A 22916-nucleotide genomic window follows, 5' to 3' on the forward strand; every position below is an offset into this window, starting at 1 on the left:
GTTTCTCCAGAGGTCTGGTCGGTTAAATCCAGGAATGGCGAGCCGGCAACGTGCCGTTCAAGCGATAGGCGCCGACGGCGTGATACTTCCAGCGCACCGGGTCGTGCAGGGTGTGCACCCGGGCGTTGCGCCAGTGACGGTCGAGGTTGAATTCGGCGAGGGTGGCGCGGCTGCCGGCCAGTTCGAAGAGTTTTTCGCTGACCAGCAACGACACTTCAGTGGTGAGCACCTTCGCTTCGGCCACGGCAATCGACGCACGCGCGGCGGACTGTGCGGTGATCGGCGCGGCGCTGACCTGGTCCAGCACTTGCCCGGCCTTGCGCAACAGCGCTTCGGCGGCGTGCAGTTCGATCTTCAGCTTGCCGATATCGGCGATCACGTAGAGGTCATCGCTGGCGCGCTGGACCTTGGCATCGATCCACGGGCGCGAACGCTCCCGCACAAAGGCGATGGTGTCATCCAGCGCGCCACGGGCGATGCCGGCGTCGATGGCGGCCTGGATCAGTTGGGAAACGGCGCCCTGGATAGTCGGGCTTTCGCCGATACGCCAGTTGTCTACGACCAGTTCGGCGTCCACGGGCACGCGGTCCAGCAGCACGGTGCCGCTGGCGGTGGTGCGTTGGCCGAAGCCCGACCAGTCATCCACGATGCGCAGCCCTGCGGTGCCACGGCGTACAAACGCCATGACCTGCCTGCCGTCGTCGTTCAGCGCCTTCACGGCCACCCAATGGGCAAACAGTGCGCCGGTTGAATAGAACTTCTGGCCGCTGATCACGTAACCGTCGCCTTGGGCGGTGATGCGCGCCTTGAGCTCCAGGGTGTTCCTGGTGCCGCGTTCCGGGCCGCCATTGCCGATGCGCCAGCCGTCGAGGACGCTCTGGAACAGTTGCTCTTTCTGGCGCTCGGTAGCGGCGCCCTGCAACACCTGCAGGATGCCGAAATGGTTCTGCGGGATCTGCCCGAGGGCCGGGTCTGCCGCGCTGATGATCGCGAACACCTCCGACAGGGTGGTGTACGACACCTGTGGGCCGCCGTATTCGCGGGGGATGGAAATACTGCCCAGCCCACTGCGGGTGAATTGTTCGATCTGCGCCCACGGCAGCTTGCGTTGCTGGTCACGCTGGGCGGCGTGCAGGCGCGCGGCCTGGGCCAGCTCATGGGCAGCCTGCAGCGCCTCTGCATCGTTGCGCAGCACAGCGGCCGGCAACAGCAGGGGAGCAACGTCCAGATCACGCTGGGGGGGTGTTAGAGCCAAGTTAGACATCAGCGCCGCTCCTTGGCTGCACGTAATGCCCTGGCGTTATGCACCGGGGTAATTCTGACCATACCGACCTCGCATTCAATGAAATAAAAACAGAAAAATCAGAGATGTCCGGTGGTCCGGTGCATATACCCTAAGCGTGTTAAATATTTAAATAAACTAACTTTTGGGAATATGCATAGAAGGTCTGTCACCCCGGTTCACAGGGCGAGCCGAGGGGCCGTGGTTGGTAGACCCGCGCGGTCCCGGCCGGCTGGCTCGGCGCGCAGGCGGCAATGCTTAACGTGCGCGTGGGCGCCCAGCGTGAATTGTTGCCGACACGATCGAGAATGCAGTACGTCACCTCCAGGCGGCTGTCATCACCGGCCTCGACAATCACCGTCGAAGGCACCCACACCTGCACGACCACCCCGACGGCCTTGGCCTGGATCCGTGGCAGGTCCATGCGTACATCTCCCCAGCGCAGGGTGATGGCATCGCCCGTGGCCATGTTCAGGTAAGGCGCGATGGTCAGCGGAATACCCCGTCGCACCTGGCGACCGTTGACGCCGTAGCGACGGATGGTCTCGGGCAAACCGACGGGGGCGAGGTTGTGGTTTTCGTCGCTGTACAGGGGGGAGGGCTGGCCACCGGGGTATCGGGTCTTTACACACACACCTTTCACGGCCGAGCGGGCAGGTGCACGACCGACTTGCATGACTTGGTAATGCACCTGGGCCAGGCCGTCCTGCACAAAACTTTCCGGCACCCGCAGATGGGTCGGTGAGCCGACCTTGCACGCGTTCACCCTGCGTGAGGCGGCAAAGCAGTTGTTCCAGAACAGTTCGATCAAGTCGCCCTCATCCATGCCGGGGTAAGGCGCGATGTCCACCTGCAGTTGACTGGCCGCCAGTGCGTTGATGCCGTGCCGGTTAGCCTGGGGCAAGGTGGGGGCTGTGAGCAGGGCCGGGGTTGCAGTGCGCGTCATAAGTAATCTCCTTGATGCAGCCAGCAGCAATCGTTCCAGCCCCGCGGCGCGGGTGCGCAGGTGGGCTGAAAGGAACGATTCAGTGAGTAGCCGGGATAGGATCCAATCCTCTGGACGCTAGATAAGAGGGTTGGCCAAGGAGCGTCAATGGCGGCAAAAGGCTAAACGGCGGGTTGGAGCAGATTCAGAAGGGTCTGACCGGGCAGGGGATTTTTGGAACGGGGAGACGGCGGGTTTACGCGTGGATGGCGAGGATTTCCTGTAGGAGCCGATTGTGTGATGAGGGAGCAAGCTCCCTCGGCACATCAGTGGGCGAGGAACTTGCTCAGGAACTGCCGGGTGCGTTCTTCCTTGGGGTTGGCGAACAACGCCTTGGCTTCGCCTTGCTCCACGATCACGCCCTTGTCGAAGAAGATCACCCGGTTGGCCACATCGCGGGCAAAGCTCATTTCGTGGGTGACGATGACCATGGTGCGGTTTTCTTCGGCGAGGCTGCGGATGGTCGCCAGCACTTCGCCCACCAGCTCCGGGTCCAGCGCCGAGGTGGGTTCGTCGAACAGGATCACCTCCGGCTCCATGGCCAGCGCGCGGGCAATCGCCACGCGCTGTTGCTGGCCGCCGGACAGGCGCCGTGGGTAGGCGTCTTCCTTGCCCGCCAGGCCAACCCTGGCCAGCAGCTTGCGCCCAAGGGCAACAGCGGCTTCACGGGGCATCTTCTTGACCACGGTCGGCCCTTCGATGACGTTTTCGAGCGCTGTGCGGTGGGGGAACAGGTTGAAGTTCTGGAACACAAAACCCACGTGCTGGCGCAGGCGCCGCACCAGGCCTTGTTGCTGGTTGAGCGGTTTGCTGCCGTCGATCTGGATGTCGCCCACCTTGATCCGGCCGCTGGTGGGTTCTTCGAGGAAATTCAGGCAGCGCAGGAAGGTGGTCTTGCCGGAACCGCTGGGGCCGATGATGGCGACGACTTCGCCTTCCTTGACCTCCAGGTCGATGCCGTTGAGCACAACCTGGCCGTTGAACTGTTTGGTCAGTTTTTCAACCACGATCATGCTTCAAGACTCCAGGTCATGCCGGTTGACCCGGTCTTCCAGGCGGTTTTGGAAATGCGCCAGGATACTGATGAGTACCCAATAGATCAGGGCGGCCGACAGGTACATGGCAAACATTTCGAAGGTCCGCGCAGACACCAGTTGTGCCTGGCGCAACAGCTCCGGCACTTGAATGGTTGCGGCCAGCGAGGTGTCCTTCACCAGTGAGGTAAAGCTGTTGCCCAGTGGTGGCAGTGCCGTACGCATCGCCTGCGGCAGGATCGCCCGGCGCAGGGTCTGCACACGGGTCATGCCGATACTGGCAGCGGCTTCCCACTGGCCGCGCTCGATGGAGCTGATGGCGGCACGCAGGGTTTCACAGATATATGCGGCCATGTTCAGCGAGAGGCCGATCAGGGCGGCGGGAATCGGGTCCAGCTCGATGCCCACTTGCGGCAGGCCGTAATACATCACGAACAGCTGTACCAGCAACGGCGTGCCGCGAAAGAACGACACGTAGACGCGGGCGATCCAGCTCACCAGCCTGATGCGCGAGAGGCGCATCAGTGCCAGGCCGAAGCCCAGCAGAAAGCCGAAAAACATTCCGCCCAGGCTCAGGATGACGGTGAAGTACACGCCCTGCAGCAAGAAGGGCGTGGAATCCAGGACGAGTTGGAGCTTTGCTTCCATTATTGGGTAACGTCAGCGTTGAAGTACTTATCCGACAGCTTCTTCAAGGTGCCGTCAGCGCGCAATTTGTCGAGGGCCTTGTTCACCGCCTCAAGCAGTTCAGGTTCGCCTTTGCGTAGGGCAATACCGGCTTCCTGACGGGAGAAGGCAGCACCGGCAGCGACGGTGTCCGGGGCTTTCTTGGCATATTCCAGGGCCGCCAGGCGGTCGATCAGGATGGCGTCGATGCGGCCGATGCGCAGGTCCTGGAACTTGGTAGGATCATCTTCGTAGGTACGGATATCAGCGGTAGGCACATTGGCTTTTACCCACTCCTCGTAGTTGGTGCCCAGGCCGACACCCACCTTTTTACCGGCCAGGTCGGCGGCTGATTTGATGTTGAGCTTGTCTTCGTTCTTTTTCAGGACCAGCGCTTGAATCCCGGAAACGGTGTAGGGCTCGGAGAAGTCGTATTTTTTCTTGCGCTCGTCGGAGATGGTCACCTGGTTGATCACTGCATCCAGACGCTTGGATTCCAATGCCGCCAGAATGCCGTCCCATTTGGTGGCCTGCAGCTTGACCTTCACACCCAGTTCTTTGGCCAGCGCTTCGGACAGCTCGACTTCGAAGCCCGCCAGTTTGCCTTTCTCATCCTGGAAGCTGAACGGCGGGTAGGTGCCTTCCAGGCCGATTTTGATCTCTCCGGCCTTTTTGATGTTGCCCAGTTGCTCGCCGGCAACCGCCTGGCCCAGCCAACCGGCGCCGAGAGCCAGACCCAAAGTGCCAACCAGCAACGTGCGACGCAATACAGAAATAGTCATGAAGAGCCCCTGTGTTTTTTATGTTGAGCGAAGCAGGTGACGCGGTAGTCGTATCCTGCCTTAAAGCGCGTAGCGCGTCTTCGCCTGCGGCGCGATGATAAAGCCGGGTTTTAAGACTTGAAAATAATATTAAACTCAATTGATATTCTATTTTTGAATATGTGTTGAGTCTAATGTGGGAGGGGGCAAGCCCTAATGCCAGTCAGTTAAGCGTACATCGCCTCCTGTAGGAGCGAGCTTGCTCGCGAAAAACGTCAACGATAACGCGTGCTTCCTGAATGAACGCGGCGCCTGTGAGTTTTTCGCGAGCAAGCTCGCTCCTACAAAAAGCCTTAACTGACTGGCATTAGGGCTTGCCCCCTCCCACATTTGGCCCGCATTTATTCAGTTGAAAACCGAGTCATAGGCAAACAACGCCGGTGCCCCGCCGGTATGCAGGAAAATAATCGGCCCGTCTTCAAAACGCTGACGCCCGATACCGTCCAGCAAGCCGGCCATGGCCTTGCCAGTGTAGACCGGGTCCAGCAGCAGGCCTTCCTGGCTTGCCAATAGCTTGACCGCCGAAAGGGTGCCGGCGTTGGGTTCGCCATAACGGGGGCCGAAATACTCGTCCCACAGGATCACCTTGAACGCGTCAGGGATGTCCACACCGAGCAACTCGGCCGTGCGTTCGGCCAGGCCCTGGACTTTCGGGAACTGCGCTTCTTCGGTGCGCGATACGGTGATGCCGATCACGGGCAACTGCGGCAGTACTTCGCTTAATGCCAAGGCCAGGCCGCTGTGGGTGCCGGCACTGCCGGAGGCCAGCACCACGGCGGCGAATTCGATACCGCTGTCTTCGATCTGTGCGGCCAGCTCCAGGCCGGCGCGCACGTAACCGAGGGCGCCGAGGGCATTGGAACCGCCGATAGGCACCAGGTACGGCTTCTTGCCGTTGCTGCGCAGGCGATCGGCAAGGGCGTTGAGTTGGTCGTCGACGTTGTCGAGGTTTTCCACCAACTCTACCTTGGCGTCGAACAACTCCAGCAGCAGGCGGTTGCCGTTGCCCAGGTAGTTGGGGTCTTCGGTGCCGGTGGGGTTTTCCAGCAGGGCGACGCAGCCCAGGCCGAGCCTGGCGGCGAGGGCGGCGGTCTGGCGTACGTGGTTGGACTGGATCGCGCCGGCGGTCACCAGGGTGTCGGCGCCCTGGGCGATGGCATCGGCTGCCAGGTATTCGAGTTTGCGCAGCTTGTTGCCACCCATGGCCAGCGGCGTGGTGTCGTCGCGCTTGACGTAGATGTCGCGTCCCAACCAGGTCGACAGCCGTTCGAGTTTTTCCAGGGCGGTGGCGCCGCCGAGCAGTTCCAGGCGGTTAAAACGGTCGAGCTGTTGCTTGATCATGGCTACGCACGGTGGCTAAAGGATGGAGCGACTATAGGCAGGCACTTTTCATCGGGCAACCGTCAATCGCTTATGCCTGATGGTTCTTAGCATCACACCATTGGTTCTTAAGGGCGGCCAGGGTGGATACCGTAAAGTGATGGCCATTACGTCAGGAGTGAATACCGTGAGTGAGCGTTCCAGCCATTGGCAGTTACAGACCATCGTCAGCCAACTGCGCAGCGCCCGTGACCAGTGGCGAACACGCAATGGCCGCTTGAGCGGCGAGCATGGCGGTCGCGAATTGCCGTCCCGTGAAGCCGTTGCCCAGATTCTCGAGTCCCTCTGCGGTGCGCTGTTTCCGATGCGCCTGGGGCCGGCGGACTTGCGTGAAGAAAGTGAAGATTTCTACGTCGGCCATACCCTCGACGTCGCCCTGAATGCCTTACTGGCCCAGGCGCGCCTGGAGTTGCGTTATGCCGCGCGCCAGGGCGGCGAGGATGACAGCCAGATCGACGCCCATGCCATCCGGCTGATCCAGGATTTCGCCCTGGCCTTGCCGTCCCTGCGCAGCCTGTTGGACACCGACGTACTCGCCGCCTACCACGGCGACCCGGCCGCGCGCAGCGTGGATGAAGTGCTGTTGTGCTACCCGGGGATCCTCGCGGTGATTCACCATCGCCTGGCCCACCACCTGTACCGCGCCGGCTTGCCGCTGCTGGCACGGATCAGCGCGGAAATCGCCCACTCGGCCACCGGCATCGATATCCACCCCGGCGCGCAGATCGGCCCGAGCTTCTTCATCGACCACGGCACGGGCGTGGTGATCGGTGAAACCGCGATCATCGGCGAGCGGGTGCGCATCTATCAGGCCGTCACCTTGGGGGCCAAGCGCTTCCCGGCGGATGAAGATGGGCAACTGCAGAAGGGCCATGCGCGCCACCCGATTGTCGAGGACGACGTGGTGATCTATGCCGGGGCGACGATCCTCGGACGCATCACCATCGGCAAGGGGTCGACCATTGGCGGCAATGTGTGGCTGACCCGCAGTGTGCCGGCGGGGGCGAATATTACGCAGGCGAATCTGCAGCATGACGACGGTGCGCAGAAGTAGAACCCTACGCAGATCCCCTGTGGGAGGGGGCTTGCTCCCGATAGCGGAGTGTCAGTTGGTACATCCATCGACTGACACACCGCCATCGGGAGCAAGCCCCCTCCCACATTGTTAGCCTCATTCCAGATTTACCCCGCAATCACTGAACGATTTACCTCTTCCACCCGTCATACCAATCCTTGAGCCAGTGTAGGAATTATCTACCACTCAGCCCTGCGATTAGTCCCAGACCGCCTACCTATGTTTAACTTGAACGTTCGTTCAAGTTAAACCCGGTGGTTCGCTGCCCGCTCACAACAGGAGGCTTACCTTTGCTGAGTCCGTTTTATACAGCCACATCCCTCACCCTCGGGGTGCATCGTTCATGAGTGCATCGTCCACCCCATCCAGCGGCCTGGTGCGCATGAATGCGCCGGTCTTCTACTTTGCCGCCACCTTCATCTTGCTGTTCGGCATCACTGTCATCGCTATCCCGCAACAGGCCGGGGCCTGGTTGCTGGCGGCGCAAAACTGGGCGGCCAACACGGTCGGCTGGTACTACATGCTGGCGATGACCCTGTATCTGGTCTTCGTGGTGGTCACCGCGCTATCGGGCTACGGCAAGATAAAACTCGGTGCCGACCACGACGAGCCCGAATTCAGTTACCTGTCCTGGGCCGGCATGCTGTTCGCCGCCGGGATCAGCATCACGTTGTTCTTCTTCTGCGTGTCCGAGCCGCTGACGCACCTGGTGCAACCGCCCCAGGGCGAGGCCATGAATGCCGACGCCGCGCGCCAGGCCATGCAGGTGCTGTTCCTGCACTGGGGCCTGCACGGCTGGGGCGTGTTTGCATTTGTCGGCATGGCGCTGGCGTATTTCGCCTACCGGCATAACCTGCCGCTGGCGTTGCGCTCGGCGCTGTACCCGCTGATCGGCAAGCGCATCAATGGCCCTATCGGCTATGCGGTGGATGGCTTCGGCATCATTGCCACGGTGTTCGGCCTGGGTGCCGACATGGGCTTTGGCGTGCTGCACCTCAATTCCGGCCTCGACTACCTGTTCGGCGTTGCCCACACCCAGTGGATCCAGGTCGGCTTGATCACCCTGATGATGGGCGCGGCGATCCTGGTCGCCGTGGCCGGCGTCGACAAGGGCGTGCGGGTGATGTCCGATATCAACATGCTGCTGGCCTGCGCGCTGCTGCTGTTCGTGTTGTTCGCCGGGCCGACCCAGCACTTGCTCAATACCCTGATCCAGAACATTGGTGACTACCTGGGCGCATTGCCGACCAAGAGTTTCGATGTGTACGCCTACGACAAACCGAGCGACTGGCTGGGCGGCTGGACGGTGTTCTACTGGGCCTGGTGGATTGCATGGTCGCCATTCGTAGGCCTGTTTATCGCGCGCATTTCCCGTGGCCGGACCATCCGCGAATTCGTGTTCGGTGTGCTGCTGATCCCGCTGGGTTTCACCCTGGCGTGGATGTCGATTTTCGGCAACAGCGCCATCGACCAGGTGCTCAACCACGGCATGACTGCACTCGGCCAGTCGGCCATCGATGATCCGTCGATGAGCCTCTACCTGCTGCTGGAAACCTACCCGTGGAGCAAGACGGTGATCGCGGTCACGGTGTTCATCAGCTTCGTATTCTTCGTAACTTCCGCTGACTCGGGCACCGTAGTGCTGTCCACCCTCTCGTCCAAAGGCGGCAACGCCGATGAAGATGGGCCGAAATGGCTGCGGGTGTTCTGGGGTGCGATGACCGCGCTGGTCACCAGTGCCTTGCTGTTTGCCGGCAGCATCGATTCGCTGAAATCGGCGGTGGTGCTGACCTCGCTGCCGTTCTCGCTGATCCTGTTGCTGATGATGTGGGGGCTGCACAAGGCCTTCTACCTCGAGTCGCAAAAGCAGATTGCGCAGTTGCATTCGCTGGCGCCGGTGTCGGGCTCCCGCAAGGGCACCGGCGGTTGGCGCCAACGTTTGAGCCAGGCCGTGCATTTCCCCTCGCGGGACGAGGTGTACCGGTTCCTTGAGACCACGGTGCGTCCGGCGATCGAAGAAGTGACGGCGGTGTTTGTCGAAAAAGGCCTCAACGTCGTCACCCAACCCGACCCGTCCAACGACAGCGTCAGCCTGGAAATCGGTCACGGCGAAGAGCATCCGTTCGTGTACCAGGTGCAGATGCGCGGCTATTTCACGCCCTCATTTGCACGCGGCGGCATGGGTTCCAAGCAGCTCAACAATCGCCGCTACTACCGCGCGGAAGTGCACCTGAGCGAGGGCAGTCAGGACTACGACCTGGTGGGCTACACCAAGGAGCAGATCATCAACGACATCCTCGACCAGTACGAGCGCCACCTGCAGTTCCTGCACTTGGTGCGCTGACGTTAAACTCCCCGCAAAGCCCCGTTCTACGGGGCTTTCTTAAACTTAATTTCATCCGTCAAGACGCTGTTTTGACGCGTAACTGTCATCTGGCCACTGCGTAATTGTGTGAAGCGTTTGACGCTTTCATTTCAGAACAGTGACGGAGACCGGTACCCATGAAGACGTTTTTAAGCCCTGTGGTGGGAGCCGCCATGGCGAGCTTTATGCTGTCCGCCCACGCCGATTTTATCGATGACAGCCACGCCGACGTGACCCTGCTCAACCGCTATCTCAACCAGCAGGGACGGGACGTGGTGGGCAGCAATGCCAAGGCCCATAGCATTCGGGATTGGGGCCAGGGTTTCGAGTTCAACTTCAAGTCCGGCTACACCGAGGGGCCTGTGGGCTTCGGCCTCGATCTACAGGCGTTCTACGGCCTGAAACTGGACTCCGGCGGCGACCTCAACGACAAGGATCACCAGGGCCGCTACCCCGGCAGCATGTTCCCACTGGACAATGGCAAGTCCGCCGACCAGTTCGGCGTGTTGAGCCCGACGTTCAAGATGCGTTTCGCCAAGGATGAATTGCGCGTCGGCACGCTCTACGGCAACAACCCGATACTCGCCAACACCGACGGGCGCCTGTACCAGCAGACCAATACCGGTGTGCAACTGGTGTCCAAGGACCTCAGCGACTTCACCTTCACCGGCGGCGATATCTTCAAGACCAAGATCCGCAACGAAACCGGCGACCAGGGCATGATCACCGCCGGCGGGACCAAAGAGAGCGACCGCTTCCTGTTCGGCGGTGCGGATTACACCGGGATACAGAACACCACTGTCAGCCTGTGGTACTCCAACCTTGAGGACTACTACCAGCAGTTTTTCCTCGGTGCCAAGCGCCATGACGCCTTGTCGGTCGGTGCGATCGATACCGACGTGCGCGTGTTCCGCAGCCTGGGTGTGGGCGGCAACGCCGACGGCGACAAGGACTTTGCCGCAGCGGGCCTGTATGGCGACGGCGTGAACAAGGGCCGCATCAACCAGTCCACCGTCAGCCTGCTGGAAAGCTACAGCCTGGACGGCCATACCGTCGGCCTGGGCATCCAGAAAAACAGCGGCGACAGCGACTTCCCGTACCTCGACTCCGGCCTTAACAGCGGTGACGCGCGCCAAGGCCCAGGCTCGGGTGCCGACACCCCGGCGCTGACCAACATGCAGTTGAACAAATTCCAGCATGCCGGCGAACGCACCTGGCTGGCGCAGTACAAATATGACTTCGGCAAACTCGGCCTCAACGGCCTGACCTTCTCCGCCGCCTACGCCCACGGCGATGACATCCGCACCGCCCAGGGCACCACCAGCGAATGGGAGCGAAACGTGGCGGTGGCGTATCAAGTGCCGACCGGTACCCTCAAAGGCCTTGGCGTCACGTGGAAAAACGCCCACGCCAGTCCGGACATTACCGGTGCCACCGTGCAGGATGAAAACCGCTTCTATGTCAGCTATGTCGTTCCACTCTGGTAGGAAATTGCTGTAAAACGGAAGGGCAGACTTAAGCGATTCAGCTGGTTAAAAGGCCTGGGAATATCGTTATTCCCAGGCCTTATTTGCCTACGTCCAAGAGAGGATTCGATGACTTACATTGCTGCCGAAAACCGCTATGAATCTATCCCGTATCGCCGCGTAGGCCGCAGTGGACTGGTGCTGCCGGCACTGTCCCTGGGGCTGTGGCACAACTTTGGCGACAGCACCCCGATCGACACCCAGCGCGCCCTGCTGCGCACCGCGTTCGACCTGGGCATCAACCACTTCGATCTGGCCAACAATTACGGCCCACCCTACGGCAGCGCCGAGATCAACTTCGGTCGTTTGCTGCGCGAAGACTTCAAGCACTACCGCGACGAATTGATCATCTCCAGCAAGGCTGGCTGGGACATGTGGCCGGGCCCTTACGGCCAGGGCGGCGGCTCACGCAAATACGTGCTGGCCAGCCTGGACCAGAGCCTGCAACGCCTGGGCGTCGACTACGTGGACATTTTCTACTCCCACCGTTTTGATGCCGATACGCCCCTGGAAGAAACCGCCAGCGCCCTCGCCACCGCCGTGCAACAGGGCAAGGCGTTGTACATCGGTATCTCGTCTTACTCCGGGGTGAAAACCCGCGAAATCGCCGCGCTGCTCAACGAGTGGAAGGTGCCGCTGCTGATCCACCAACCGGCCTACAACCTGCTCAACCGCTGGGTGGAAAAAGACCTGCTGGACACCACCGAAGAACTCGGCGCCGGAGTGATTGCCTTCACGCCGCTGGCCCAGGGCTTGCTCACCGACAAGTACCTCAACGGCGTGCCGGCCGACGCACGGGTCAACCGCCCGGGTGGTGGTTCGTTGCAGGCCAAGCACCTGTCCGAAGCCAACATCGCCCACGTGCGTGCGTTGAACGAAATCGCCCAGCGCCGTGGCCAGAGCCTGGCGCAATTGGCGCTGGCCTGGACGTTGCGCGACCCACGGGTGACCAGCGCGTTGATTGGCGCGAGCCGGCCGGAGCAGATCATCGAGAACGTCGGCGCGTTGAAGAACTTGAGCTTCAGTGCGGAGGAACTGGCGGAGATCGATCGGTTTGCGCAGGAAGGTGGGATTAACCTGTGGGAAAAGCCGTCCAGCGCGGAATAACCTGACAGCACCGGGTCAATGTGGGAGGGGGCTACACCCCGATGGCGGTGTGTCAGTCACTTGATTAGTTGACTGACCCAGAGCTATCGGGGTGTAGAACCCCTCCCACATTTGATTTGCAGTGTGGTTTAGAACGGCACATCCCCAAGAATCGTCGCCCGATGCATCACCCGCCGTTGCGGCCGGTAGTCATCCACCGCGTAATGTTGGGTCACGCGGTTATCCCAGAAGGCCACGTCGTTCTCCTGCCAGCGCCAGCGGAGGGTGAATTCCGGGCGTGTCGCGTGGGCGAACAGCAGCTTGAGAATCGCCTCGCTTTCCGCCGGTTCCAGTTCATTGATCCTGGTGGTAAACCCATCACTGACAAACAGCGACTTACGCCCGCTCACCGGATGCGTGCGCACGACCGGGTGTGACAGAGGTGGGTTTTTCCTGCGGGTTTCTTCCCAGCGCGCCAGGTCTTCGGTGGTGTTGCCAAAGCGTTCCAGCGGAAAGGATTTGGTGAAGTCGTGGGTAGCCGTCAGCCCATTGAGCAACCGCTTCAACGGCTCGGACAATGCCTCATACGCCGCGATGCCACTGGCCCACAGCGTATCGCCACCAAACGCTGGCAACAGCTTGGCGCTGAGTACCGCGCCGAGGGCCGGGGTGGGCAGGAAGGTCACATCGGTGTGCCATACGGCGTTATCGCGCACGTCGGTGACGGCGGTGTCGAGGATCAGCACTTCGGGCTGTTCCGGCACGTTGGGGTAGATCGGGTGGATGTGCAGGTCGCCGAAGTTCGCCGCGAAACGCGCCTGTTGCGGCGGGGTGATCGGCTGGCCACGGAAGAACAGCACCGAATGGCTGAGCAACGCCTGTTCGATGGCATCGCGATGTTCGGTGCTCAGCGGCCGGGTAATATCGACGCCACTGATCTGGGCGCCCAGGGCGGTGCTCAAGGGGGTAACGGTCAGGCTGCTCATGCTGTTCTCACTCAATGTGCCTGGCCATGCCAAGGCACTAACTTACGCTGCAGGGCGCGCAGGCCCATTTCCATGGCGAAGGCGATCAGGGCGATCACCAGGATCCCCAGCACCACTACATCGGTCACCAGGAACTGCGCCGCCGATTGCACCATGAAACCCAGGCCGCTGGTGGCGGCGATCAGTTCGGCGGCGACCAGGGTCGACCAGCCCACACCCAGGCCGATACGCACCCCGGTGAGGATGTCGGGCAGGGCGCTCGGCAGGATCACATGGCGAATCAGCTGCGCACGGGTGGCGCCCAGCGACTGCGCCGCCCGCAGCTTGGCCGGGTCGACGGTGCGTACGCCGGTCGCGGTGGCGATGGCGATGGGCGCAAAGATCGCCAGGTAAATCAGCAGCACCTTGGACAGCTCGCCGATACCGCACCAGATCACGATCAATGGCAGGTAAGCCAGGGGCGGAATCGGCCGGTAAAACTCGATCAGCGGGTCGAGAATGCCGCGGGCGATGCGGTTGGCGCCGATGGCAATGCCTACCGGCACGGCGGTCAGCACCGCGAAGCCCAGGCCCAGGCCGATCCGGCTGAGGCTCGCGCCCAGGTGCTGCCACAAGGTGGAATCCATATAGCCCGTAGTCGCCAGCAGCCAGCTTTTTTGCAGCACGGCCGAGGGCGGTGGCAGGAACAACGGTTCGATCAGGCCGGTGGCGGTGACGGCCCACCAGAGGGCCAGCAAGGCGACCAGGGTCAACAGGCTGATCCAGCGTGTACTCAGGCTGCGACGCACAGGAATGACCGCGTGCGCCACCGGCTTGGCAGCGGTGGCGGGGAGTTCGTAGCTGCTCATGCGGACACCTGCCGTTGCGAGAACACTTTGCCCAGCACGTGTTCGCGGGTTTCGATAAAGCGCGGGTCGGACTTGATCGCCCGCGCCGACTCACCGGCCGCGTAGCGCTGGCCGAAGTCCAGGTGCAGGCGTTCGACGATCTGGCCCGGGTTGGGCGCCAGCAGGATCAGGTCGGTGGCGAGGAACACCGCTTCTTCGATGTCATGGGTAATCAGGAACACCGGCTTGGCCGTGCGCCGCCAGACTTGCAGCAACAGTTCCTGCATCTGCTCACGGGTGAAGGCATCGAGGGCGCCGAAGGGTTCGTCCATCAGCAGCACGCGCGGGTCGGCGGCCAGGGCGCGGGCCAGGCCGACGCGTTGCTTCTGGCCGCCGGAGAGTTGCCAGATGCGGCGATTGTCGAAGCCGGCGAGGTCCACCAGCGCGAGCATTTCCCGGGCGCGCACTTCGCGCTGCGCCTTGGGCACGCCGGCCAGTTCCAGGCCGAAACCGACGTTGGCCAGCACGTCCTGCCAGGGCAACAGCGCGTCGTCCTGGAACACCACGCCGCGTTCGGCGCTGGGGCCTTTGACCGGTACGCCATCGAGGGTGATGCGCCCGGCAGAAGGCTCGACAAAGCCGGCAATCAGGTTCAACAGCGAAGTCTTGCCACTGCCGGACGGGCCGAGGGCCACCAGCAATTGCTGGGGCCCCAGGTCGAGTGAAATGTCAGACAGTACCGGTTCTGTGGCGCCTGGGTACTGTGCGCTGATGCGCTCCAGTTGTAGCAAGGCCATCGCGATGAACTCCTTGAATCAGTTAGTGATGAACTTGGCGCTGACGTAAGGGGCGTAGTCCGGCAGCACGGCGTCGACCTTGCCTTGCTCCTTGAGGAACGCAGCGGTATCGGTCACGGCCTTGGTGGTTGGTGCGCCCAGCAGGGTCACCTGGTCAGCGGCCAGCGGGTAGACGTTGCCTTGCAGCAGCAGCGGGATGTCGCTGGCCTTGGCGCCGGAGAGTTTCACCAGTTTGTCGACGTTGCCTGTGTCGGCGAGCCAGGCTTGTGGGTCTTTGCGGTAGGCGGCGTAGGCATCCAGGGTGACTTTGGCGAAGGCGGTGACGATTTCCGGGTGCTTCTGCGCGAAGTCCTTGCGCACGATCCAGGCATCGAAGGTCGGCGCGCCGAACTTGGCCAGCTCGCCGGAGGTGATCAGCACCTTGCCGTTTTCCTTGGCCACGCCCAGGGCCGGGTCCCATACGTAGGTAGCGTCGATGTCACCGCGCTTCCAGGCCGCGATGATCGCCGGCGGTGCGAGGTTGAGGATGGTCACTTTCGACGGGTCGATGTTCCAGTGCTTCAGCGCGGCCAGCAGGCTGTAGTGGCCGGTGGACACGAAGGGCACGGCGATTTTCTTGCCGATCAGGTCCTGGGGGCCGTTGATCCCGGAACCGTTGCGCGCCACCAGGGCTTCGGCACCGCCGATCTGGGTGGCAACCAGGAAAGTTTCCACCGGCACCTTGCGGGTGATCGCAGCGGTCAGTGGGCTGGAACCGAGGTAGCCGATCTGCACGTCGCCGGAGGCGATGGCGGCGATGATGTCGGCACCATTGTCGAATTTGCGCCAGTCGATCTTGGCGTTAGTGGCTTTTTCGTACGCACCGTCGGCCTGGGCAACTTTGGCCGGGTCTACGGTGGTCTGGTAAGCGATGGTTACATCCGCCGCCTGGGCAAACAGGCTGGCACCGGCCAGGGACAACGCGGCCATGAGGCGCAGAGGGGTTAACAGTTTCAAGGGGAAGCTCCTCAATCAGGCGGCCGAGGGTCGGCGTGTGAGGAGACTAAATGATCTAAGAATCCGAAAATAAATAACATTTTCGAATTAGCTTATGGGCGAAAGGTTGAAGCGAATCTTGAGCTTGATGAGGGCAAATGTGGGAGGGGGCTTGCCCCGGTACAAACCGGGGACATCGTTTACATTTCTAACCGGGGACATGGTTTACAGGCTAATACGCATGATCAGGAGGTAACTGATCATGCCCTGGAACCAAGAGTCCCCCATGAATCAAAGAATCAAGCTGGTAGCTGATTGGCTTTCTGGCAACTTCACCAAAAGCCAGTTGGCACGCCGCTTTGACGTTAGCCGACCTACCGTCGATAAGTGGATTGCCCGGCACGACGGCGATTTGAGGTCTTTATCCGAACTGTCCCGGCGACCTCACAACAGCCCAAATAAAACCGACGACGAGATTTTGGCCCGTGTAGTCGCGATGAAGGAGGCTCACGATAAATGGGGGCCGAAAAAGCTTCTCGAGCTATTACGGCTGGAAGATCCCTCCGTCACCTGGCCCTCTCCAAGTACGGCCGGTCAATGGCTTGACCGACTTGGGCTCGTCAAAAAGCGGCGCTTCAAACGCCGACACAGCATTTCCCACGCACAAATGCGAAAGGCCGACGAACCTAACAAGACGTGGTGTGCTGACTACAAAGGGCAGTTCAAGATGCTTAATGCTCAGATGTGCTTCCCTTTGACCGTCACAGACCATGCGTCGCGGCTGATTTTAGCGTGCAGGGCCCATCCCAAGATCATGACCCAGCCTGTAAAACAGGCCTTTGAGAGGCTTTTTCAGGAGTACGGCATGCCGGAAGTTATCCGTTCGGACAACGGGGTACCGTTCGCCTCTCCTGGCCTGGCAAGAATATCCACACTGGCAGTTTGGTGGATTCGGCTGGGTATTTATCCCGAGCGAACCATGCCGGGAAGACCCGCCCAGAATGGTCGCCATGAACGAATGCACCGTAGCTTGAAACTTGAGTTGCCCTTAGGGAAAAACTTAGTCGAGCAGCAGCTTTTGCTGGAGCATTTCAGGCATGAGTTTAATTACGTACGCCCTCACGAAGCGCTCGGCATGAAACGTCCAGGAGACTTGTATGTGCCGTCCACCCGAATTTATCCAGGATGCTTGCCCGATGTGGAATATCCGGCAGAAATGAAAGTTCGAAGCGTCAGGCAGGACGGATCGATCAAGTGGAACGGCAAGTTGGTATTTATCAGCGAGGCGCTGTCCGGGGAAAGGATAGGGCTCAAAGAAGCTGAAGATGAAGCTTGGGATTTGTACCTGTGTGATTATCCCTTGGGGAGGCTTGGACGAGGTATGACCCGCGTCCAGGCCTCAAATGTGTAAACGATGTCCCCGGTTTCAGATGTAAACGATGTCTACGGTTCTACACCCTCCTACCATGGACCGAGTTCGGTCTTAGTTACTGATCGCCAGAATGCTCGCCTGGTACGAGCCGACAAACACATCAAAATCGCCCACTTCGTTCTGCTCCAGTTCCGCTTGCTGCGCCAGCGACGTGCGCGCCAGCTCTTCAAAGCGTGCCTGCTCTTCTGCGGGCAACGGCTCGCGGCGGAAGTACTCGGCGTGCACCTCGCTCTGATGCAGGGAGAACTGCGCGAAACTCTCTTTGCGCTCGGCCATCGCCGCCAGTACCTGCGCCGAAGGGGTCAGGGACGGGTCCTTGACCTTGGCCAGTTGGGCGTCCAGTGCCTGGCTGTGTTCGGTGATGCCGTGGCTTTCATCCAGCAGCGCAGCCAGCGGGGCAATCTTCTCCAGAAGCTCGGTGGCCCATTCCTTCATGTCCACGGCCTGGCCCTTGCGCTGCAATTGCAGGCCCGGGCGCCGGCCTTCCTTGACCACGCTGAGGAAGTTGGACGTGGCGTTGCCGCACTCGTTGTCGGCGAACAGCGGGCTGTCGTTCAGCGCGCAGTACAGCAGGAATGCATCGAGGAAACGCGACTCCGGCAGGTCGATGCCCATCGGCAGGAACGGGTTGATGTCCAGGCAGCGCACTTCGATGTACTGGATGCCACGGGCCATCAGCGCCTGGATCGGCCGCTCGCCGGTGTAGGTCACGCGCTTGGGGCGGATGTTGGAGTAGTACTCGTTTTCGATCTGCAGGATGTTGGTGTTGAGCTGTACCCACTCACCGTCCTTGTGGGTGCCGACTTCGACATAGGGCGCGTAGGGCGTTGCCACCGCTTCGCGCAGGCTGTCGGTGTAGCTGGCCAGGTCGTTGTAGCACGGCGTCAGGCCGGCCTGGGCGTTGCTCTGGTAACCCAGGTCGCTCATGCGCAGGCTGGTGGCGTACGGCAGGTACAGGGTGTCGGCGTCGAGCACTTCCAATTGGTGCGAGCGACCGCGCAGGAAACCCGCGTCCAGGGCCGGCGAGGCGCCGAACAGGTACATCAGCAGCCAGCTGTAGCGGCGGAAGTTGCGGATCAGCGCGATATAGGCCGTGGACTGATAGTCGCGGTCGGTGCCGACAAAGCCTTCAGTCTCCTTGAGCAGCGGCCATAGCTGTTCTGGCAGGGAAAAGTTGTAGTGGATGCCGGCGATGCACTGCATGGTCTTGCCGTAACGCAGGGCCAGGCCCTTGCGGTACACGTACTTGAGCTGTCCGATATTGGAGGTGCCGTAGTAGGCAATCGGAATGTCTTCCTCGGCCGGCAACGGGCACGGCATCGAGGGGCTCCACAGGTATTCACTGCCGAGCTTGGTGTAGGCAAAACGATGGATCTTGTCCAGGCTGCTCAGGGTGTCGGCCGGGTTGGGCAGGGCCGGGGTAATGAACTCCAGCAGCGATTCCGAGTAGTCGGTGGTGATCTGTTCATGGGTCAACGCGGCGCCCAGGGCTTCGGGGTGCGGCGTTTGTGCCAGGCGACCCTCACCGGTGACACGTAGGCATTCACGCTCGATGCCGTGCAAGCACTGCTCTAGCAGGGAGAGGTGTTCGCGCTTGCCGAGCAGGGCCAGGCGGCGGTTGAGAAGTTCGCTCAAGTTGGATTCCTTCACGCGTCAGTCGCCCCAATATGGGGGTGGGCAGGACGGTCTACAAGGGTGAAGTTAAAACTGGCGTGATCGCCTGGTTTTGAGTCGATTTGACCCGCGTTAAAAAAGCCTACTTCACTCCATGAATTGGGCTATAGCGCAGCAAGAAAATTCCGACGCTGTTATCGCAGCGCCGAAATTAACTCAAATCGGGGGCGGGGAGCTATAGGACAGCGAACGTGCCCTGTGCTTTTGCGACAAGTCTTTCGTCCTGATACACATCGGCTTCGACCACCAGCGTGCGCCGACCGGCGTGAATCACGCGGCTGGTACACAGCACGTCACCGTCTTCCACGGCGCGGATGTAGTTGATCTTGCATTCGATGGTCGCGCTCTGCTGGTCAAACCCATGGGCGCTGGAGCAGGCCAGCCCCATGGTGATGTCCACCAGGCTGAAAATCGCCCCGCCATGGAGCTTGCCCGCGCGGTTGCGCAGGTGCGGCTCCAGGGTCAGGGCCACTTCGGCAACGCCTTCTTCGAGGCGTTGCAGGCGGCAGCCGATCAGTTCGCTGAACGCGCTCTGGGTCAAACCGGCGGGGATTTCCATCAGCGTTTCTTCAACTGCTTGGCGTTGGCGAACAGCGAGGCCATGGCGTTGTTGCTTGGCGCTGCGGTGGCGGTTTCCTTGCGCGGTTGACTGTTTTCGGAGCGGTTCTGCGACTGGCGCGGTGCCGAGCCCGGACGTGCACCACGGGCGCCGTCGATTTTTTCCCCTGGGGTATCGCTCATGCGCATCGACAGGCCAACGCGTTTGCGCGGGATGTCGACTTCCATGACCTTGACCTTGACCACATCACCGGCCTTCACGGCTTCGCGCGGATCCTTGATGAACTTCTCCGAAAGCGCAGAGATGTGCACCAAACCGTCCTGATGCACGCCGATGTCCACAAACGCGCCGAAGTTGGTCACGTTGGTGACCACGCCTTCGAGGATCATGCCCAGTTGCAGGTCCTTGAGGTCTTCGACGCCGTCCTGGAACTCGGCGGTCTTGAACTCGGGACGCGGGTCGCGGCCAGGTTTTTCCAGCTCTTGCAGGATGTCGGTGATGGTCGGCACGCCGAAGGTTTCGTCGGTGTACTTCTTTGGGTCCAGGCGCTTGAGGAACGCGGCGTCGCCGATCAACGAGCGGATGTCGCGGTCGGTCTCGGCGGCGATACGTTGCACCAACGGATAGGCTTCCGGGTGAACGGCGGACGAATCCAGCGGGTTGTCGCCGTTCATTACGCGCAGGAAACCGGCGGCTTGCTCGAAAGTTTTTTCACCCAGGCGGGCGACTTTTTTCAGCGCGGCACGGGTTTTGAACGCACCGTTTTCGTCGCGGTGAGTGACGATGTTCTGCGCCAGGGTGGCATTGAGGCCGGAGATACGCGCCAGCAGCGCCACGGAGGCGGTGTTCACGTCCACGCCCACGGCGTTTACGCAGTCTTCCACCACCGCATCCAGGCCGCGTGCCAGTTTCAGCTGTGACACGTCGTGCTGGTACTGGCCGACACCGATGGATTTAGGATCGATTTTCACCAGCTCTGCCAGCGGATCCTGCAGGCGACGGGCGATGGACACCGCGCCACGGATCGACACGTCGAGGTCCGGGAATTCCTTGGAGGCCAGTTCCGACGCCGAGTACACCGAAGCACCGGCTTCGGAGACCATCACCTTGGTCATCTTCATGGCTGGGTATTTTTTGATCAGTTCGGCGGCCAGCTTGTCGGTTTCACGGCTGGCAGTGCCGTTGCCGATGGCGATCAGGTCCACCGCATGCTTGGCGCACAGGGCGGCCAGGATGGCGAGGGTCTGGTCCCACTTGTTGTGCGGCACGTGTGGGTACACGGTGGCGTGGTCCAGCAGCTTGCCGGTGGCATCGACCACGGCGACCTTGCAGCCGGTGCGCAGGCCCGGGTCGAGGCCCAGGGTGGCGCGCGGGCCGGCCGGTGCGGCCAGCAGCAGGTCGTGCAGGTTGTGGGCGAAGACGTTGATCGCCTCGGTTTCTGCGCCGTCGCGCAACTCGCCGAGCAGGTCGGTTTCCAGGTGGGTGTAGAGCTTGACCTTCCAGGTCCAGCGCACGACTTCACCGAGCCACTTGTCCGCAGGACGATTCTGATTCTGGATGCCGAATTGTTGGCCGATCATGCCCTCGCACGGGTGCATGGTGCCCGGCAGTTCGTCGCCGACTTTCAGCGCGGAGCTGAGAATGCCTTCGTTGCGGCCACGGAAAATCGCCAGCGCACGGTGGGACGGCATGCTTTTCAGCGGTTCGTCGTGTTCGAAGTAGTCGCGGAACTTGGCGCCTTCTTCCTCTTTGCCGGCGATGACGCGGGCGCTGAGGGTGGCTTCCTGTTTCAGGTAGTTGCGCAGTTTTTCCAGCAGGTTGGCGTCTTCGGCGAAGCGTTCCATCAGGATGTACTTGGCGCCTTCGAGGGCGGCCTTGACGTCGGCAACGCCTTTCTCTGCGTTGACGAAGCGCGCGGCTTCGGTGTCCGGGGTCAGCGTGGGGTCGTTGAACAGGCCGTCGGCCAGTTCGCCCAGGCCGGCTTCCAGGGCGATCTGGCCCTTGGTGCGGCGCTTCTGTTTGTACGGCAGGTAAAGGTCTTCGAGGCGGGTCTTGGTGTCGGCGAGCTTGATGTCGCGTTCAAGCTGAGGCGTCAGCTTGCCCTGCTCCTCGATGCTGGCGAGGATGCTGATACGCCGTTCGTCGAGTTCTCGCAGGTAGCGCAGGCGTTCTTCAAGGTGCCGCAGCTGGATGTCGTCGAGGCTGCCGGTCACTTCTTTCCGGTAACGGGCGATGAAGGGCACCGTGGAGCCTTCATCCAGTAGAGCGACGGCCGCTTCGACCTGTTGTGGGCGTACGCCGAGTTCTTCGGCGATGCGGCTGTTGATGCTGTCCATAAAACCACCTGAAATTCTGAAAAGCAGCCCGCAGGCCCGGGAAACAAGGCCTGGCGCGGCTGGTTGAGCGGCCCGACCGGCGCCGCTACCTGGGTCAAGAGGCAGCCTATTGACCCTCGAAATCGAAAAAATCACCACAAGCGGGGAAAAAAAGCCCGGCAGTAAACGGCAACGATCTGACGTTGCCCTGCACGAAGGCGCCGCATTATAACCAGCGTTCTGCCCTTGGGGGGTACTGCGCCAGTGGTTGGAAGGCGAGGGTTCGCTGGCAGTAGAGGAAAAATCTGCTAACAATGCACACGGTGCGTATAACGGCAGCTACGCCATAATGCGCGCCGAGATAAGAGGAGCATCCAATGAGCAGCACTGCACAAACTGCTGAAGGCGAAAAAATTCTCATCGTTGATGACGATCCGGGGCTGAGCAGCCTGCTGGAGCGTTTCTTCAACTCCAAGGGCTACCGTGCCCGCGCGGTGCCGAACACCGAGCAGATGGACCGTCTCCTGGGGCGTGAAGTATTCAACCTGGTCGTACTCGACCTGATGCTGCCCGGCGAAGACGGCCTCACCGCCTGCAAGCGCCTGCGCGGCGCGAACAACCAGATTCCAATCATCATGCTGACCGCCAAGGGCGATGAGCTGAGCCGCATCAAGGGTCTCGAGCTGGGCGCCGATGACTACCTTGCCAAGCCTTTCAACCCTGACGAGTTGATGGCGCGGGTCAAAGCCGTGCTGCGTCGTCAGGCGCCGCCGGTACCGGGCGCGCCGGGCAGCGAAGACGAAAGCGTCACCTTTGGCGACTACGAGCTGTCGCTGGCGACCCGCGAGCTCAAGCGTGGCGACGAAGTGCATATGCTCACCACCGGTGAATTCGCCGTGCTCAAGGCGCTGGTGATGAACGCGCGTCAGCCGCTGACCCGCGACAAACTGATGAACTTGGCACGCGGTCGCGAATGGGACGCCCTGGAACGCTCCATCGACGTGCAGATTTCCCGTCTGCGCCGGATGATCGAGCCGGACCCGTCCAAACCTCGGTATATCCAGACTGTCTGGGGTGTGGGCTATGTGTTTGTGCCGGATGGCACCGCAACCAAGTGACCGATGATTTGCA

General features: G+C 61.3%; 19 protein-coding genes. 6 read left to right on the top strand and 13 right to left on the bottom strand.

Annotated elements, in window-relative coordinates:
• Positions 1-22: 22 nt before the first annotated feature.
• The 6 genes from BLW22_RS31325 to BLW22_RS31350 form a co-directional block, all read right to left on the bottom strand.
• The gene (locus BLW22_RS31325) at positions 23-1264 is read right to left on the bottom strand and encodes an SfnB family sulfur acquisition oxidoreductase (protein WP_074848383.1); all 1242 of its coding nucleotides are present in this window, start codon (positions 1262-1264) and stop codon (positions 23-25) included.
• Between the two features lie 187 nt (positions 1265-1451).
• Positions 1452-2228 carry a hypothetical protein gene (locus BLW22_RS31330; protein ID WP_074848385.1) on the bottom strand — a complete coding sequence of 259 codons (777 nt, stop codon included), beginning with the start codon at positions 2226-2228 and terminating at the stop codon, positions 1452-1454.
• 305 nt (positions 2229-2533) lie between these two features.
• The gene (gene tcyN / locus BLW22_RS31335; protein WP_027607834.1) at positions 2534-3280 is read right to left on the bottom strand and encodes an L-cystine ABC transporter ATP-binding protein TcyN; all 747 of its coding nucleotides are present in this window, start codon (positions 3278-3280) and stop codon (positions 2534-2536) included.
• Between the two features lie 3 nt (positions 3281-3283).
• Positions 3284-3949 (bottom strand): cystine ABC transporter permease, encoded by a 666-nt coding sequence (gene tcyL, locus BLW22_RS31340; RefSeq protein WP_065925825.1) that lies wholly within the window; start codon positions 3947-3949, stop codon positions 3284-3286.
• Entirely contained in the window at positions 3949-4749 is an 801-nt protein-coding gene (tcyJ, locus tag BLW22_RS31345; RefSeq protein WP_065925824.1) for a cystine ABC transporter substrate-binding protein, read from the bottom strand. Before tcyJ ends, tcyL begins: the two co-directional genes overlap by 1 nt.
• Before the next feature lie 384 nt (positions 4750-5133).
• A complete protein-coding gene (locus BLW22_RS31350; RefSeq protein ID WP_065948523.1) occupies positions 5134-6129 on the bottom strand; it encodes a D-cysteine desulfhydrase in 996 nt (331 codons plus the stop codon).
• Between the two features lie 166 nt (positions 6130-6295).
• Between BLW22_RS31350 and epsC the strand changes: the two genes are divergently transcribed.
• From epsC to mgrA, 4 genes are all read left to right on the top strand, one after another.
• A complete protein-coding gene (epsC, locus tag BLW22_RS31355) occupies positions 6296-7222 on the top strand; it encodes a serine O-acetyltransferase EpsC (RefSeq protein ID WP_027607830.1) in 927 nt (308 codons plus the stop codon).
• 403 nt (positions 7223-7625) lie between these two features.
• A complete protein-coding gene (gene betT, locus BLW22_RS31360; RefSeq protein ID WP_162844283.1) occupies positions 7626-9587 on the top strand; it encodes a choline transporter BetT in 1962 nt (653 codons plus the stop codon).
• Positions 9588-9745: 158 nt separating this feature from the next.
• Entirely contained in the window at positions 9746-11095 is a 1350-nt protein-coding gene (locus tag BLW22_RS31365; RefSeq protein ID WP_065925822.1) for an OprD family outer membrane porin, read from the top strand.
• A gap of 108 nt (positions 11096-11203) precedes the next feature.
• Entirely contained in the window at positions 11204-12241 is a 1038-nt protein-coding gene (gene mgrA, locus BLW22_RS31370) for an L-glyceraldehyde 3-phosphate reductase (protein ID WP_074848389.1), read from the top strand.
• Between the two features lie 128 nt (positions 12242-12369).
• Here mgrA and tauD read toward each other — a convergent pair whose 3' ends face one another.
• From tauD to tauA, 4 genes are read right to left on the bottom strand one after another with little or no spacing between them, the layout of a single operon-like run.
• Complete coding sequence (gene tauD / locus BLW22_RS31375; protein WP_074848391.1) at positions 12370-13206, bottom strand: taurine dioxygenase; 837 nt, start codon at positions 13204-13206, stop codon at positions 12370-12372.
• Positions 13207-13217: 11 nt separating this feature from the next.
• Positions 13218-14054, bottom strand: a complete 837-nt coding sequence (tauC, locus tag BLW22_RS31380) for a taurine ABC transporter permease TauC (RefSeq protein ID WP_074848393.1) — start codon at positions 14052-14054, stop codon at positions 13218-13220.
• Positions 14051-14830: a taurine ABC transporter ATP-binding subunit gene (tauB, locus tag BLW22_RS31385; RefSeq protein WP_065948520.1), complete on the bottom strand. Its 780-nt coding sequence runs from the start codon at positions 14828-14830 to the stop codon at positions 14051-14053. The genes tauC and tauB overlap by 4 nt, the downstream gene beginning before the upstream one ends.
• A gap of 18 nt (positions 14831-14848) precedes the next feature.
• The gene (gene tauA / locus BLW22_RS31390) at positions 14849-15826 is read right to left on the bottom strand and encodes a taurine ABC transporter substrate-binding protein (protein WP_065925819.1); all 978 of its coding nucleotides are present in this window, start codon (positions 15824-15826) and stop codon (positions 14849-14851) included.
• A gap of 241 nt (positions 15827-16067) precedes the next feature.
• Here tauA and BLW22_RS31395 point away from each other — a divergent pair, with 241 nt between their 5' ends.
• Positions 16068-17216 carry an integrase core domain-containing protein gene (locus tag BLW22_RS31395; protein ID WP_065924691.1) on the top strand — a complete coding sequence of 383 codons (1149 nt, stop codon included), beginning with the start codon at positions 16068-16070 and terminating at the stop codon, positions 17214-17216.
• A gap of 72 nt (positions 17217-17288) precedes the next feature.
• On the opposite strand, the gene gshA is transcribed toward BLW22_RS31395, so the two are convergent.
• From gshA to BLW22_RS31410, 3 genes are all read right to left on the bottom strand, one after another.
• Entirely contained in the window at positions 17289-18872 is a 1584-nt protein-coding gene (gshA, locus tag BLW22_RS31400; protein WP_027605153.1) for a glutamate--cysteine ligase, read from the bottom strand.
• Between the two features lie 214 nt (positions 18873-19086).
• On the bottom strand, positions 19087-19470 hold the full coding sequence (locus BLW22_RS31405) for a PaaI family thioesterase (RefSeq protein ID WP_065925818.1): 384 nt from the start codon (positions 19468-19470) through the stop codon (positions 19087-19089).
• The gene (locus BLW22_RS31410) at positions 19470-21806 is read right to left on the bottom strand and encodes a Tex family protein (protein ID WP_065948518.1); all 2337 of its coding nucleotides are present in this window, start codon (positions 21804-21806) and stop codon (positions 19470-19472) included. Before BLW22_RS31410 ends, BLW22_RS31405 begins: the two co-directional genes overlap by 1 nt.
• 356 nt (positions 21807-22162) lie before the next feature.
• Between BLW22_RS31410 and ompR the strand changes: the two genes are divergently transcribed.
• Positions 22163-22903: an osmolarity response regulator transcription factor OmpR gene (gene ompR / locus BLW22_RS31415; protein WP_015373500.1), complete on the top strand. Its 741-nt coding sequence runs from the start codon at positions 22163-22165 to the stop codon at positions 22901-22903.
• The last annotated feature ends 13 nt before the right edge of the window (positions 22904-22916 follow it).

The sequence above is a fragment of the Pseudomonas marginalis genome, assembly GCF_900105325.1.
GTDB lineage: Bacteria > Pseudomonadota > Gammaproteobacteria > Pseudomonadales > Pseudomonadaceae > Aquipseudomonas > Aquipseudomonas marginalis.

Bases quoted from the DNA above. Each gene is read 5' to 3' on its own strand.
- BLW22_RS31325 (WP_074848383.1), bottom strand. From the start codon at position 1,264: ATGTCTAACTTGGCTCTAACACCCCCCCAGCGTGATCTGGACGTTGCT.
- BLW22_RS31330 (WP_074848385.1), bottom strand. From the start codon at position 2,228: ATGACGCGCACTGCAACCCCGGCCCTGCTCACAGCCCCCACCTTGCCC.
- tcyN (WP_027607834.1), bottom strand. From the start codon at position 3,280: ATGATCGTGGTTGAAAAACTGACCAAACAGTTCAACGGCCAGGTTGTG.
- tcyL (WP_065925825.1), bottom strand. From the start codon at position 3,949: ATGGAAGCAAAGCTCCAACTCGTCCTGGATTCCACGCCCTTCTTGCTG.
- tcyJ (WP_065925824.1), bottom strand. From the start codon at position 4,749: ATGACTATTTCTGTATTGCGTCGCACGTTGCTGGTTGGCACTTTGGGT.
- BLW22_RS31350 (WP_065948523.1), bottom strand. From the start codon at position 6,129: ATGATCAAGCAACAGCTCGACCGTTTTAACCGCCTGGAACTGCTCGGC.
- betT (WP_162844283.1), top strand. From the start codon at position 7,626: ATGAATGCGCCGGTCTTCTACTTTGCCGCCACCTTCATCTTGCTGTTC.
- BLW22_RS31365 (WP_065925822.1), top strand. From the start codon at position 9,746: ATGAAGACGTTTTTAAGCCCTGTGGTGGGAGCCGCCATGGCGAGCTTT.
- mgrA (WP_074848389.1), top strand. From the start codon at position 11,204: ATGACTTACATTGCTGCCGAAAACCGCTATGAATCTATCCCGTATCGC.
- tauD (WP_074848391.1), bottom strand. From the start codon at position 13,206: ATGAGCAGCCTGACCGTTACCCCCTTGAGCACCGCCCTGGGCGCCCAG.
- tauC (WP_074848393.1), bottom strand. From the start codon at position 14,054: ATGAGCAGCTACGAACTCCCCGCCACCGCTGCCAAGCCGGTGGCGCAC.
- tauB (WP_065948520.1), bottom strand. From the start codon at position 14,830: ATGGCCTTGCTACAACTGGAGCGCATCAGCGCACAGTACCCAGGCGCC.
- BLW22_RS31395 (WP_065924691.1), top strand. From the start codon at position 16,068: ATGCCCTGGAACCAAGAGTCCCCCATGAATCAAAGAATCAAGCTGGTA.
- BLW22_RS31405 (WP_065925818.1), bottom strand. From the start codon at position 19,470: ATGGAAATCCCCGCCGGTTTGACCCAGAGCGCGTTCAGCGAACTGATC.
- BLW22_RS31410 (WP_065948518.1), bottom strand. From the start codon at position 21,806: ATGGACAGCATCAACAGCCGCATCGCCGAAGAACTCGGCGTACGCCCA.
- ompR (WP_015373500.1), top strand. From the start codon at position 22,163: ATGAGCAGCACTGCACAAACTGCTGAAGGCGAAAAAATTCTCATCGTT.